Origin of the sequence: Sorangium sp. So ce204 (assembly GCF_051526795.1) — a bacterium.
GTDB lineage: Bacteria > Myxococcota_A > Polyangia > Polyangiales > Polyangiaceae > Sorangium > Sorangium cellulosum_B.
Genome location: NZ_CP150317.1, coordinates 9,161,947 through 9,174,562 on the forward strand (window position 1 = coordinate 9,161,947; position 12,616 = coordinate 9,174,562).

General features: G+C 73.6%; 11 protein-coding genes and 1 tRNA gene. 5 read left to right on the plus strand and 7 right to left on the minus strand.

Annotated elements, in window-relative coordinates:
• Positions 1 to 118 precede the first annotated feature (118 nt).
• Positions 119 to 193 (plus strand) — tRNA-Gly (locus WMF22_RS34270).
• A 60-nt stretch (positions 194 to 253) separates the two neighbouring features.
• Here WMF22_RS34270 and WMF22_RS34275 read toward each other — a convergent pair.
• The 6 genes from WMF22_RS34275 to WMF22_RS34300 all read right to left on the minus strand — a co-directional run bounded on the left by WMF22_RS34275 (position 254) and on the right by WMF22_RS34300 (position 6,494).
• Positions 254 to 1,273: a DUF2891 domain-containing protein gene (locus tag WMF22_RS34275; protein ID WP_438032516.1), complete on the minus strand. Its 1,020-nt coding sequence runs from the start codon at positions 1,271 to 1,273 to the stop codon at positions 254 to 256.
• Between the two features lie 12 nt (positions 1,274 to 1,285).
• Positions 1,286 to 2,242, minus strand: coding sequence for a DUF979 domain-containing protein (locus WMF22_RS34280; protein ID WP_438032517.1), 957 nt, complete (start codon positions 2,240 to 2,242; stop codon positions 1,286 to 1,288).
• The gene (locus WMF22_RS34285; protein WP_438032518.1) at positions 2,239 to 2,931 is read right to left on the minus strand and encodes a DUF969 domain-containing protein; all 693 of its coding nucleotides are present in this window, start codon (positions 2,929 to 2,931) and stop codon (positions 2,239 to 2,241) included. Before WMF22_RS34285 ends, WMF22_RS34280 begins: the two co-directional genes overlap by 4 nt.
• A gap of 175 nt (positions 2,932 to 3,106) precedes the next feature.
• Positions 3,107 to 5,386 carry a molybdopterin cofactor-binding domain-containing protein gene (locus WMF22_RS34290; RefSeq protein WP_438032519.1) on the minus strand — a complete coding sequence of 760 codons (2,280 nt, stop codon included), beginning with the start codon at positions 5,384 to 5,386 and terminating at the stop codon, positions 3,107 to 3,109.
• A gap of 2 nt (positions 5,387 to 5,388) precedes the next feature.
• Entirely contained in the window at positions 5,389 to 5,847 is a 459-nt protein-coding gene (locus WMF22_RS34295; RefSeq protein WP_437294175.1) for a (2Fe-2S)-binding protein, read from the minus strand.
• A complete protein-coding gene (locus WMF22_RS34300; RefSeq protein ID WP_437294176.1) occupies positions 5,844 to 6,494 on the minus strand; it encodes an Isoquinoline 1-oxidoreductase subunit in 651 nt (216 codons plus the stop codon). Before WMF22_RS34300 ends, WMF22_RS34295 begins: the two co-directional genes overlap by 4 nt.
• Positions 6,495 to 6,960: 466 nt before the next feature.
• On the opposite strand from WMF22_RS34300, the gene WMF22_RS34305 reads away from it, so the two are divergent.
• From WMF22_RS34305 to WMF22_RS34315, 3 genes are read left to right on the plus strand one after another with little or no spacing between them, the layout of a single operon-like run.
• A complete protein-coding gene (locus tag WMF22_RS34305; RefSeq protein ID WP_438032520.1) occupies positions 6,961 to 8,412 on the plus strand; it encodes a serine/threonine-protein kinase in 1,452 nt (483 codons plus the stop codon).
• A gap of 15 nt (positions 8,413 to 8,427) precedes the next feature.
• Positions 8,428 to 9,363, plus strand: coding sequence for a PEGA domain-containing protein (locus WMF22_RS34310; protein ID WP_438032521.1), 936 nt, complete (start codon positions 8,428 to 8,430; stop codon positions 9,361 to 9,363).
• A complete protein-coding gene (locus WMF22_RS34315; RefSeq protein WP_438032522.1) occupies positions 9,360 to 10,037 on the plus strand; it encodes a hypothetical protein in 678 nt (225 codons plus the stop codon). Before WMF22_RS34310 ends, WMF22_RS34315 begins: the two co-directional genes overlap by 4 nt.
• Positions 10,038 to 10,161: 124 nt before the next feature.
• Here WMF22_RS34315 and WMF22_RS34320 read toward each other — a convergent pair whose 3' ends face one another.
• Positions 10,162 to 11,106 carry a hypothetical protein gene (locus WMF22_RS34320; protein ID WP_438032523.1) on the minus strand — a complete coding sequence of 315 codons (945 nt, stop codon included), beginning with the start codon at positions 11,104 to 11,106 and terminating at the stop codon, positions 10,162 to 10,164.
• Between the two features lie 1,018 nt (positions 11,107 to 12,124).
• On the opposite strand from WMF22_RS34320, the gene WMF22_RS34325 reads away from it, so the two are divergent.
• A complete protein-coding gene (locus WMF22_RS34325) occupies positions 12,125 to 12,589 on the plus strand; it encodes a hypothetical protein (RefSeq protein ID WP_438032524.1) in 465 nt (154 codons plus the stop codon).
• Positions 12,590 to 12,616 lie beyond the last annotated feature (27 nt).

The following is a 12,616-nucleotide window of genomic DNA, read 5'->3' on the forward strand; positions in this document are numbered from 1 at the left end:
GGTTGGTACTCCTCCGCGCCCATCGACGGAAACGACCTCCTCGGAGGTTCCGGCGCGCTCAGCCTCATCGCTGTTCACGCCGCACGAGAGTGGTTTCCTGAGCGCTGGACTGCCGTTTGCGGGAGTAACTCAGTGGTAGAGTGCAACCTTGCCAAGGTTGACGTCGCGGGTTCAAATCCCGTCTCCCGCTCCACGACATAGACGCTGCAACACCGGCCGCCGCTGAGCACCGCTCCGCGGCGCCCGTGGCGCGTCACTCAATGTCCTCGCCCAGCGCGAGGAGGGCGAAGCTCGCCAGCCAGTGCTCGCCCATGTAATCGCCGGCGACGTGCGGCAGGCTGGCGTCGAGGTGCCGCTCCGCCGCGTCGAGGGCGCGGGCGCGGACCGCGTCCCCTTCGGGAAGCGCCGCGGCGAGCGAGCGCCAGCACCAGGCGCGGCTCAGGTTGAGCCCGTCGAGGTGGGCGATCTTGCCGTCGCTCCGGTCGCTGACCGTCGCGGGCTCGAACAGGGTCGCTGGCTCGCCGCGCGCCGCCCGCGGCAGGAACCGCGCGAACCAGCCACGGAACTCCGGTCCGGGCAGGGCCCGGCGCATGCATTCGGCCTCCACGAGGGAGGGCGAGAGGAAATCGTCCTGCGAGGGCTCCCACGCCTGGCAGTCCGCGTCGCGGCCGTACCAGGCGCGCGCGGCCTCGGCGCAGCGCAGCGACAGCCGCTCATCGCCCTTCACGGCGGCGTACTCCTGCGCGAGCGCGAGCGCGAAGGCGCTGTTCGTGTGCGCGCCGGCGCGGACCGGATACGTGGCCCTGGGCAGGTACTCGAGGAGCCGTCCGGCGAACGCGTCGCCGAGCGGGGCCAGCGCGGCCGACCAGCGCCGCCCCTCCTCGGTCTCGTACCGCGAGAGCTCGGCCGCCAGCATCAGCAGCCACGCCCACCCATAAGGCCTCTCGAAGCCGCGGCTCGACGGCCGCTGCAGATAGGCCAGCTCGCCGGCGACCTTCTCGCCCGTGAGCTGCGCGTCGAGCAGCCCGCGGACCGGCGCGGCGCCGGGCACGCCAGGGAAGAGGCGGTGGATCCGCGCGAGGAGCCAGTGGCCGTGAACGCACGAGTGCCAGTCGAAGCTGCCGTGGAAGATGGGGTGAAGGTCGCGCGGGCCCTTCACGTCCCCGAGGCCAGTCATGACGTGATCGAGCTTGTTCGGGTACTCCCGCGTCACGTGCCCGAGCGCGATGGCGGCGAGACGCGAGGCGATGTCCGGTGTCAGGGCGTGCGTCATGCGATGGCGACCTCAGCGCCGGAAGGCGAGCAGGTACATGAGGAGCGTGTTCCCGATCAGCAGGAGCAGCGCGGTGGGGAGCTGGACCTTGATCACGCCGTCGCGATCGGGCAAGCCGAGCAGGGCCGCTGGAACGATGTTGAAGTTCGCGGCCATGGGGGTCATCAGCGTCCCGCAGAAGCCGGACAACATGCCGATGGCGCTCATGATCGCCGGGTCGCCGCCGAGCCGGCGCACGATCAGGGGGAGCCCCACGGCCGCCGTCATGACGGGAAACGCCGCGAAGGCGTTCCCCATGATCACCGTGAACATCGCCATGCCCACGGTATACGCGGCCACCGCGGCGAGGCGGCCTCCGCTCGGGAGCGCGCTCCCGGCCAGCTCGCCGACCACGTCCCCCACGCCCGCAACCGCGAACACGACCCCGAGCGCGGCCAAGAGCTGGGGCAAGATCGCCGCCCAGCCCACGATGTCGAGCAGGCGCCGGCCTTCCTGCAGAGGCGCGAGCGGCGGCGGGCGCAACCAGGCCACCGAGACCACGAGCGCCAGCACCACGCCGAGGGCGAGCGAGATCAGCGTCGCCTGCTTCGGGTCGAGCAAGTGCGCGCCGCGGATCTCGACCCGCTTGAGGACCAGCGCGCCGAGGAGGGCGGTCGCCGGGATGATCAGCGCCGGGACGAAGAGGAGGTCGCCGCGCCGCTCGGCGCTTTCGCGCCGCTCCTCGGGTGTCGTGGTGGCGGGGCGCCCCTGGCCCAGGCCCCGGACGCCCGCGAGGAGCACGAGCGAGATCACGAGCACCCCGTTGCCGAGATCCCCGAGGCGCGAGCCGAAGAGGAAGCTCATCGCCAGGAGACCCCAGAACAGGGTGTTCTTCCAGCGCCTCGAGTTCTCGCGGTCGGCCGCGCTCAGGACGGCCGACGCCGCGAAGAACAGCCCTGCCACGACGTAGACGACATCGAGCGTGATCACTGGGCCGCCTTCCCCGCGTCCGCGCGGGCGAGGTCGCGGTGGAGCCGCCGGTCGAGCAGGAGGAGCCGAGTCCCGTGGATCACGAGCGCCAGCACCGCCGTGGGGATGGCCCAGACCGACAGCTGGAGCGGCTCCACGAAGATGCCGTTCTGCTCGAGGAACGCCTTGATCAGCAGGATCGACGCGATGGCGAGGAAGATGTCCTCTCCGAAGAACAGCGCCACGTTGTCGGCCGCCGCCGCCGAGGCGCGGATCAGCCAGCGGGTCCTGTCCGGAAGCGGTCCGTACCGGTTCTCCGCCACCGCCTCGGCCATGGGCGCGATCAGCGGGCGGACCATCTGCGCGTGGCCGCCGAGCGAGGTCAGGCCGAGCGCCGCGCTGAGCTGCCGCACCGCGAAGTACACGAGCAGGATGCGCCCAGTCGTGGCCGTCTTCACCCGCGAGATCAGCGCGCGCGCCCGCTCCTGGAGGCCCGATCGCTCCAGCAGGCCGATGACCGGCAGGACGAGCCAGACAAGGCTCACATAACGGTTGTCGTTGAACGCCTTGCCCAGGACGGAGATCCCCTCGACGAGGCCCATCCCCGCGGAGAGGCTGGTCACGATGGCGGCCGCCGCGACGACCAGGAGCGGATGGATCCGGGCCACGAAGCCGACGACCACGACCGCGACCCCGAGGAACGTGAGCATGCTGCTTACCCTCGTGTCCGCGGGCGACGCCGCAAGCCGGCGACGGCACAGTCCACGGCCGCTCGTGCGCGACCGAGGCCCCCGGCAGCCGCCGCCGCCAACTTCAGCTTTTCAATCCATCCGGGCCGCTCGCGGCAGCCTCCTCTCGCTCACCCCTCCGCGCGCCCTGCCCTCGTCACAGCCCCAGGCGCCGCAGCGGGAGCTCCCGGGCGCGCGTCTTCGTCAAGGCGAACACGGCGTTCGCGATCGCGGGCGCCACCGGCGGCACCCCGGGCTCCCCGACGCCCCCGGGCGGGGCGTCGCTCTTCACGATCTCCACGTGGATCCGCGCCGGCACCTCCGGGCTCCGCACCACCGGGTAGTCGCGGAAGTTCGTCTGCTCGACCGCGCCGCCCTTCATCGTGATGGCCCCGTGGAGCGCGATGCTCATCCCGAAGACCACCGCGCCCTCCATCTGCGCGTGCACGCGGTCCAGGTTGATGACCGTGCCGGGGTCCGCCACGAGCCACACCTCGTCGACCTTCACCTTGCCGAGCGCGTCCTTCGAGACCGCGGCGACGACCGCCACGTACGTGAGGAAGCTCCGGTGCGCGGCGAGGCCCAGCGCGCGGCCCGCCTTGCGCGCGGCGTCCCACCCCGAGAGCGCCGTCACCCGCTCGATGACGTGCCGGAGGCGGCCCACGTCGACCGGGTGCTGCTCGATCGAGGCCCCGTAGTTCGGGACCCTGGCGACCCCCAGCTCGGCGGGCGTCGCCTTCCGGGCGGGGCCGAGCACCTCGAGCAGGACCTCGCGCGGATCCGCCTGCCGCGCGTGCGCGATCTCGTCGATGAAGCTCTGCACCGCGAAGGCGTGGAAGATGTTGCAGACCGACCGGAGCCACCCGATCCGGACGTGCGCCGGCGCGTCGCACGCCTCGGCGCGGACGTTCGGGGCCGAGAGCGCGAGATCGAGCACGCCGAGGCCGAGCTCGTTGTCGCTCGGGGTCTTCACCTTCGCGTCGAACGTCGACGGGATCGGCGGGAACGCCGTCCGGTGCAGCCACGCCGTCACCTTGCCGCTCGCGTCGAGCCCCGCCGTGAGGTGCTGCGCGCTGACGCTGTGGAAGTAGCCGCTCTGCACGTCGTCCTCGCGGGTCCACTGCACGCGCACCGGCACGCCCAGCTCGCGCGCGAGCAGCGCCGCCTCGGCGACGTAGTCCGGCTTGGACTTCCGGCCGAAGCCGCCGCCGAGGAACGTCACGTGCACGGTGACCTTGGCCTCGTCGACGCCGAGCGCCCGCGCCACCTCGGTCCGCGCCGCCTGCGGGTTCTGCGTCGGCGCCCACACCACGCAGCCACCCGCGTCGACCTTCGCCACCGCCGAGGGCGGCTCCATGGCCACATGCGCGAGGTGAGGCACGTAGTACTCGGCCTCGACCGTGCGCGCCGCCGCCTTGAGCGCCCCGTCGACGTCGCCGACCTTGCGCACGACCTTGCCCGGCGCGCGCACCGCGCGCGAGAGCGCCTCGCGGTAGCTCGCCGAGTCGTACGACGCGTTCGCGCCGTGATCCCACACGATCTCCAGCGCCGCGCGGCCGCGCATCGCGGCCCACGTCGTGTCCGCCACGACCGCCACGCCCCCGAGCGGCTGGAACCCCACCCCGCCGCCCTTCGGCGCCGGCAGCGCCACGAGCTTCTTCACGCCCGGGACCGCCAGCGCGCGCGCCCCGTCGTACCGCACGACCTTGCCCCCAACGACCGGCGGGTGCGCGATGACCGCGGTGAGCATGCCGGGCAGGCGCACGTCCGCGCCGAACTGGGCCGCGCCCGTGACGAGGGCCGGGCCGTCGAGCAGCGGGAGCAGGCCGCCGACGCGCTTGAGCTCCGAGGCGGGGCGGAGCGCGACCGCCTCCGCGCCGGGCACCGGGAGCTTCGCCGCGTCGGCCACGAGCTCGCGGAAGTCCAGCGAGCGCTTCGACTTCGCGTGGTGGACCGCGTGCTGCTGGGCGACGCACTCCGCGGCGGGGACGCGCCACTTCCTGGCCGCGGCCGCGACGAGCATCGCGCGCGCCGTCGCGCCCACGCGCCGCATCGGCTCGTAGCCGCCGCGCACGCTGCGCGAGCCGTCGGTGTTCTGATCGCCGAAGGCCTTGTCGCCGTCGGCTTGCACGATCTTGACCCGCGCCATGTCCGCGCCGAGCTCGTCGGCGACGAGGACCGGCAGCGAGCTGCGGATCCCCTGCCCCATCTCCGACCGGTGGCAGACGATCGACACCGTCCCGTCGGGCGCGATGTGGAGGAACACCCCGGTCCGGAGCCCCGGCTGCGCCTGCGCGTCTGTGGACGTGGGCGGCGCAGGCGGCACGGCCGGCGCGGGCGGCGCGGCCTCGGCGACCCCGAGCGCGAGCCCGCCCACCGCGAGCCCGAGCCCCGCGAGGAAGGAGCGGCGGAGGAGGACGACCCGTTGCTGTTCCATCTTCACTCCGTGGGAAGGCCGGCGGCCTTGCGGACCGCCGCGCGGATGCGCGTGTACGTGCCGCACCGGCAGATGTTGCCGGCGAGCGACCTGTCGATGTCGTCGTTCGAGGGCCGCGGGTTCTTCCGCAGGAGCGCGGCCGCGCTCATGATCTGCCCCGCCTGGCAGAAGCCGCACTGCGGGACGCCGAGCTCCACCCACGCGCGCTGGAGCGGGTGATCGCCGGTGGGGCTGAGCCCCTCGATCGTCGTCACCGAGCCGCCCGCGGCGCGCTTCACCGGCGTCACGCAGGCGCGCACCGTCTCGCCGTCGAGGTGCACCACGCACGCCCCGCAGAGCGCCTGGCCGCAGCCGTACTTCGTCCCCGTGAGGCCGAGCACGTCGCGCAGCACCCAGAGGAGCGGCATGTCCGGATCCACGTCGAGCTTCTGCTCCGCGCCGTTCACCTTCAGGATGATCATGGTCGGGACTCCTCGGGCGGGCACGCCGCGCCCGCCTTCACCCACGCGTCGACGAGCGCGCCGAAGGCCGCCTGCGAGCCGGGCGCCTTCGTGCGGCCGTGGCCGGGCGCCCACCCCCACGCGACGAGCTCGTCGCGGTTGGAGTGCTCGACGATCTGCGCGAGCGTCTTCTTGCCGTTGCGCGCCGGATCCTTGATCTGCGCGCAGATCGCCGCCGGCGACCGCCCGAGCCACGCCATCTCCGCCGGCGCGAGGTGCCAGCCCGGCGCCCCGGGGACGCGGGCGAGCTCGAGGTTCTGCGCCTGATGGCACGACGTGCACTCCATCGCCGCCACCCCGCGATCGTTCGGACCGCGCTCGGCCGGCGGGCTGTGGCGCTCGCCGGCGTCGCCCTGGCGCGGGACGCCATCGTGAGGGTGGCAGTTCACGCAGCGCGGGTGGAGCAGCACCTTGCTCGCCTCGAGGAAGAGCGAGGCCGCGCGCGCGTCGTCGTCCCGGATCGCCGCGAACGCCTCCGGACTGCGGAGCTCGCCCGGGGCGACGGGCGGAAGGACGACCGGCCTGGGCGCCTCCGCGGGACGCGAGTCGCACGCCGCGGCGAGGAGGCCGACGCCAGCCAGCAGGGAACAGAGGAGGAGAGGCTGCATCGCCCGGCCTACCCTGGTGACTCGGCGCGCGGACGACAAGCCCGATTCGACCCGCGCCCTCGGCGCGCCCCCCGCCGCGTCCACTGACGTCCACTGACAGCGCAGTTCGTGTTACGTCACGGTTTCCGGCGACAGGGCGACGCGTGGAGCGCGCGATGACGGCGGCCGTGAAACGTCCTCGATCCGGCGTCGACAGCGCGCGCAGCGCAGCCGCCGCCGCGCCTGTAGCGAACTGTCACGAGCGCGCCACGCAGCGCGGCTCGACGCCACGACAGGACACCTCGACGCCGGCGCATGTCCCGGCAACCCCTCCGCCGGAGCGATGGCTCGCGGCGTGCAAGCCAGCTCCGGCATGAGCAAGACGTTAGGAATAGGCGAGGCCACCCAGCCATCGCCCTGCCTGATCGCCCCAGCTGAGGCAGGCTGCCACACCGCGTCGAGCTCGGAGCGCGGGCCGATGCCGGGAATGCACGTGAGCTCCCAGCTCCGGCTCATCCGCGCGCTCGGCCAGGGAGGGATGGGGAGCGTCTGGCTCGCCGAGCACGTCGCGCTCAGGACCCATGTCGCGGTGAAGTTCCTCCGCGACATGTACATGGACCACCCCCTGGCCGTCGTGCGCCTCCACCGGGAGGCCGAGGCCGCGGCCCGCATCCAGAGCCCGCACGTGGTGCGCGTGTTCGATGTGAGCTTCACCGACCAGGGGGTCCCCTACATCGTGATGGAGCACCTGGAAGGGCAGACGCTGCAAGATCGGGTCGAGCGCCGCCGGCGGCTCTCGCTCGAGGAGACCGTGTCCATCCTCCGCCAGCTCTGCGCCGCGCTGGCCAGGGCGCACGAGGCGGGGATCGTTCACCGCGACATCAAGCCCGAGAACATCTTCCTCGTGGAGGGCGAGGGCGAGCCCTTCGTGAAGGTGCTCGACTTCGGCATCGCCAAGAACACCACCGAGGAGGCCGAGCGGCTCACCGTCACGGGCGCCATCCTGGGGACGCCGCACTTCATGTCGCCCGAGCAGATGGCGGGCGGCGCGCGGGTCGGACCGCACAGCGATCTCTGGGCCCTCGGCGTCGTGGCCTACTTCTGCTTGACCGGGCAGATCCCCTTCGGCGGCGCCACCGTCGCCGCGGTGGCCGTGGCGATCGACCGCGGGCCGCCCCCGCCGCCGTCCCGGCTCGCCCCGGGTGTGCCGCCCGCGATCGACGCCTGGGTCCTCTCGCTGCTCGAGCCCGACCCGGCGCGCCGCGCCCGGAACGCCCGCGCCGTCCTCGAGGCGCTGGACGCGGCCGTCTCCGCCCCGCGCGCCGCGCGGCCCGCCCAGACCGAGCTCATGCCCCCGCGCGAGGCCCTCGGCTCGGGCGAGGGCTACTCGTCCCTCGTGACCACGCTCATGCCGTTCGGCACGCTGGGCGCGAGCTCGCCCCGGCAGCGGGCGCGGGCGCGGAGCTGGGCCCTGGCCGCGGGCGCCGTCATGGGCCTCAGCACCCTGGCGTGGGCGGGGGCCTCCGGTGTCGCCTCCGGCGTCACCCGGACCGCGCCGGCAGCGCAGACCGCGTCGCTCGCGATGGTGGCCGGCGGAGCGCCCGGGCGCGCCGCCCCCGCCGCCGAGCCCGCGGCCCAGTGCGAGACGAGGGGCCCGCTGTCCGAGGCGCGGGCCGCGGCCAGGGCGCCGCAGGTCGCGGCGCGAGCGGCGGCCACGGCGCAGGACGACGCCAGGCCGCACCAGGCCGAGGCGCGGGCTGCGGCCACGGCGCAGGCCGCGGCCACGGCGCAGCCTGCGACCCGGGCGGCCGCCGACGCCAGGGTGCCGGCCGTGTCTGGCGCCCGGAGCGCCCTGCCGGCGGCGCTCGCCGCGCCGGCCGCGACGCCGGTCAAGACGGCCGCGACGCGCACGCGCTGGCGCCGCGATCTCGGCTTCTGACAGGAGAGGAGATCCATGCGCCCCCGGCCCAGCACGCTGCTGATGATCACCAGCCTGATCCTCGCGTCGCCGCCGGCGCTCGCCGGCGACGCGGCGGACACCGCCGGCGGCGCCGCGGACGAGAAGGCGCGGCGCGACGCCCGGGAGCTCGTGTACCTGGGCGACGAGCTCTTCATCCTGAGGAGGTACGCTGAGGCGCTCCGCGCCTACCAGCGCGCCGAGCAGCTCGTCCGCGTGCCCTCGACCTCCATCGAGGTGGCGAAGACGCTCGCCGCGATCGGCCGGCTCAGCGAGGCGCGCGAGCTCGCGTCCACGATCGCCTCGTCGCGCGCGCTCCCCGGCGAGCCCTGGCCGTTCATGCAGGCGCGGCGCCGCGCCGCCGCCTTGCGCGACGAGCTCGACGACCGCATCCCCCGGCTGAAGGTGCGGCTCATGCCGAGCCCCGCCGGGGCCAGGCTCCGGATCGACGGCCAGGAGGTGAAGGCCTCCTCGGAGGGGGCCCTGATCGATCCCGGCAACCACTGGGTCGAGGTCGAGGCCGACGGCTACGCCGGCGCCCGGCAGCGGGTCTACGTCCCGGAGCGGGAGATCACGGCGATCGACGTCACGCTCACCCCGGAGCCCCGCCCGGACGGCGTCTCGCCGTGGGCCATCGGCGGCTTCGTGGCCTCGGGCGCCGGGCTGGCGGTGGGGCTCGGCGTGGGCGCGGCCTACCTGAGCGCGAGGAGCGACCTCACCGAGGCGTGCCGGCAGGGCGCCTCGGGTTGCTCCGCCGACGCGCGAGGCGACGCGAACGCCCTGGGTTGGGTCTCGAACGTGGGGTTCGGCCTCGCCATCGCCGGCGCGGCCGTCGGCGGCATCACCCTCGGCCTGGAGCGCTCGAAGGCTCCGGAGTCGAGCGTCACCTGGGCGGTCGGTCCGGGCTACATCAGCATGCGAGGGACGCTGTGAGGGCGCGCCGCGCTGCCGCCTGCGCGTTCGCCGCGTGGCTCGCCGGGTGTCAGGTCGTCGCCCCGCTGCCCGACGCCGAGGACGGCGACACCTCGGCCGAGGGCGACGGCATCGACAGCGGCGCCGCCGCGGGCGACGCCGGCGACGGGAGCCCGGAGAGCTGGGTTCCGCCCGCGCAGGAGGCTGGCCCGTGCGAGATCGCCGCGTGCTCGGCGCACTGCGCCCGGTCGATGGATCTCTGCGAGCTCACGCCGCAGTACCCGTCGGTCGAGGCGTGCTGCACCGTCTGCGAGGCGATGCCGTCGCCCGAGGGGTATGCCGGGTGCCGCGCGGCGGAGACCGGCGATCCCGCCGGCTGCACCGCGGCCGGGCCGCTCGGCCCGGAGGGCGGCGCCGGGTGCGTCGGGCGGTGCGAGGCGGTGTGCGTGCTCTACGCGGCCGTGTGCCCGCTCGAGCTCGCGGACATCGCGGCCTGCGAGGCCCTCTGCGCCGCCTTGCCGGCGCCGGAGGTGTTCGACGCGTGCGGCCCGCTCATGGCCGAGGGCTCGCTCGGGTGCAGCACGCAGCAGATCTACGCAGCGCTCGGCGCGGTCGACAAGAAAGCGCGCGACAAGGTGTGCCGCGACATCCTGGAAGGCCGCTGCCCCAAGCCGGCGTGCGCGGACGGCGACTAGCTCGATCCCGCCTCGCGAACGGCACCGCAAGCGGGGGAGTCTGCCTGCTCTCCGCCGGTGCGTTCGCCTGGGCAGCCGATCCTGGGGAGCGGGAAGCGTTCGCCGCGGAGGCGGGCGGCGGTGTCTAGCCGGTAGGCGCCGTGCCGTTCGGCGCGGCGCCGGGCACCGCGGGCGCCGCCGTGCCGTTCAGCGCAGCAGGGGCCGCCGTGCCGCTCAGCGCTGCGGGGGTCGCAGCGCCGGGCGCCGCCGGTTCAGCCGGCGACTCGTCGCCCGGGGCGGCGACGGTGTCGCTGTGCGCCGTCGCGCGGCCAGTGCGGCCCTTGTAGAGAGAGGGGGCGATCGTATCGGCGTCCTCCTCGTCCCAGCGCAGGTACGCGACGGCGCGGCGGGTCTGGTCGTAGGCGTGGATGAGCAGCGAGAACGCCCGCGCTCTCCTGTCCGCGGCCTCGGTCGGCCCGGGGCCTTTGCCGTGCTCCCGCACGCCGAGGGCCGCGAGCAGCTGCGGCCCGATCTCCCCAGCGCGCCTCACCTCCTCCTCGGTCGCCGCCGTCTTGCTGGCGACCTCCGCCCAGCTCGCAGTGAACAGCGCCGAGAGCGCGACCAGGTCGTTCGCCATGTCGATGTGCCCCAGCCCCGCGCGGATCTCCGCGACCGTGTCCGCGTCGAGCAGGCCGCGCCGAGCCAGCGCCTCGGCGTCGCTCAGCAGGTTCTCGCGCAGCGGGGCCGCCTCCGCGAGCAGCGGCTTCAGCGCGTTCTCGGCGCCTCCGCTCGACAGCCACGCGAGGTGCGCATACCACGCGGCCAGCGCGTAGGTCTCGAGCCGGTCGAGCAACGCGACATCGTGCGTCGGCACGTGCTCCACGATGGCGGAGCGCAGCGCGAGGAGGCCGGGCAGCACGCCCAGCACCTGGGAGACGACCCGGGGAATATCGAGGTTGATGGCGATCAGCCGATCCGGGCTCAGCGCCTCGATCTCGGGCAGGATCTTGTCGAACGCCGCCGCCGCCTGGGGCGGGGCCGCGGGCTTCTTGGGAGCGGGCTTCTTCTTGAGCGGAGAAGGCTTCGTCATGAGGGGATGACCTCTCGTTGTTCGTCGTCGCGGAGCAGCGGAGAACAGGCACGACGCGCTCCACCCCCGCGCGCTGGACGTGTTGAGAACGCCAGGCGCACGCCGGACGTTCCGGGCAGGGATAATCACCCCCGCGCACCCGTCAATCGACATGCCGGCTGATTTTCTGACGGCGTGCCGCCCCTCGTCGGGATCTTGCATCATGGACTGGGCCCCGCGAAGTTCGCGAGAAGTCGCATGAAGGTGTCATGTGCCCGGCGCGCGGCGGGGTGGCGTCGAGCATGCTGCTCTCATCACGGCGTCTGGCAGCTATCAGCACGCATGTCGGCACGCACCGTGCCATCCACGTGCGGCGGTTCGCGGCCGACCGTCTCCGTTGCCGGGAGGGCTGCCGGCTGCCTCCCCCAGACCGTTGCCGTTGCCGGGAGGGCTGCCGGCTGCCTCTCCCAGACCGTTTCCGTTGCCGGCAGGGGCTGCCGGCTGCCTCTCCCAGACCGTTTCCGTTGCCCGCAGGGCTGCCGGCTGCCTCTCCCAGACCGTTCCCGTTGCCCGCAGGGGCTGCCGGCTGCCTCTCCCAGACCGTTCCCGTTGCCGGCAGGGGCTGCCGGCTGCCTCCCCCAGACCGTTTCCGTTGCCCGCAGGGCTGCCGGCTGCCTCCCCCAGACCGTTTCCGTTGCCCGCAGGGCTGCCGGCTGCCTCCCCCAGACCGTTTCCGTTGCCCGCAGGGCTGCCGGCTGCCTCCCCCAGACCGTTCCCGTTGCCCGCAGGGGCTGCCGGCTGGCCTCCTCCAGACTCGACCGATCCGCCGAGCGACAGGTTCTTACAGCTCTACCCGGCGCGAAGCGGGCGCGTGTGACCACCGGAACGGAAAGATAGGGGGACAGCACGGGCAAATCCAGCGGAGCGGCCCGCTCCAGCATGGTCCCGCGGAGCTCGCACGAGCGCGGCCCAGGGGCCCTGGGGTTGACAGCGGTCCCCAGTTGGCCTCCGATGGGAGCGGAATCGAGTCAGGAAGCTCATGTCGAAGCTGCGCGTGATGAACGATGATCACCCGGATGCCGCGGGGAAGCACCTCGCTGACGCCACGGCGCTTCTCGACGCGGGCCGCCATGACGGCACCGGCTACCTGAGCGGTTACGTCGTCGAGTGTGCCCTAAAGTCGGTCATTCTCCACGACAGGAGCTTCGATCCAGCGACCGGCAGCCACGACGCCACGAAGCTGGCAAGCTGGCACAAGATGCTAAGCACGAAGCAACATGGTGGACACGACCTGCGGAAGCTCGCGACAACCCTCGTAGGGCCGGAGGGGGCTCGATACCTGCCGGATCTCCCCCCGACGGCGGCGGTCTTCGGGTGGAGCGAGGTCTTGCGGTACGCGCCGTCCGGCACCGTGACGCCGGAACGAGGACGCTCGTATCACGAGTGGGCCGGCGTGGCCTACACCTGCTCAGTCCTCGCGATGCGCGCGGATGGAGTCATCTGACGATGCGGCGAATCCATCTCGACGAAG

Excerpts from the sequence above, each read along its gene's own strand:
- WMF22_RS34275 (WP_438032516.1), bottom strand. The coding sequence starts at position 1,273 with ATGACGCACGCCCTGACACCGGACATCGCCTCGCGTCTCGCCGCCATC.
- WMF22_RS34285 (WP_438032518.1), bottom strand. The coding sequence starts at position 2,931 with ATGCTCACGTTCCTCGGGGTCGCGGTCGTGGTCGTCGGCTTCGTGGCC.
- WMF22_RS34290 (WP_438032519.1), bottom strand. The coding sequence starts at position 5,386 with ATGGAACAGCAACGGGTCGTCCTCCTCCGCCGCTCCTTCCTCGCGGGG.
- WMF22_RS34295 (WP_437294175.1), bottom strand. The coding sequence starts at position 5,847 with ATGATCATCCTGAAGGTGAACGGCGCGGAGCAGAAGCTCGACGTGGAT.
- WMF22_RS34300 (WP_437294176.1), bottom strand. The coding sequence starts at position 6,494 with ATGCAGCCTCTCCTCCTCTGTTCCCTGCTGGCTGGCGTCGGCCTCCTC.
- WMF22_RS34305 (WP_438032520.1), top strand. The coding sequence starts at position 6,961 with ATGCACGTGAGCTCCCAGCTCCGGCTCATCCGCGCGCTCGGCCAGGGA.
- WMF22_RS34310 (WP_438032521.1), top strand. The coding sequence starts at position 8,428 with ATGCGCCCCCGGCCCAGCACGCTGCTGATGATCACCAGCCTGATCCTC.
- WMF22_RS34320 (WP_438032523.1), bottom strand. The coding sequence starts at position 11,106 with ATGACGAAGCCTTCTCCGCTCAAGAAGAAGCCCGCTCCCAAGAAGCCC.
- WMF22_RS34325 (WP_438032524.1), top strand. The coding sequence starts at position 12,125 with ATGTCGAAGCTGCGCGTGATGAACGATGATCACCCGGATGCCGCGGGG.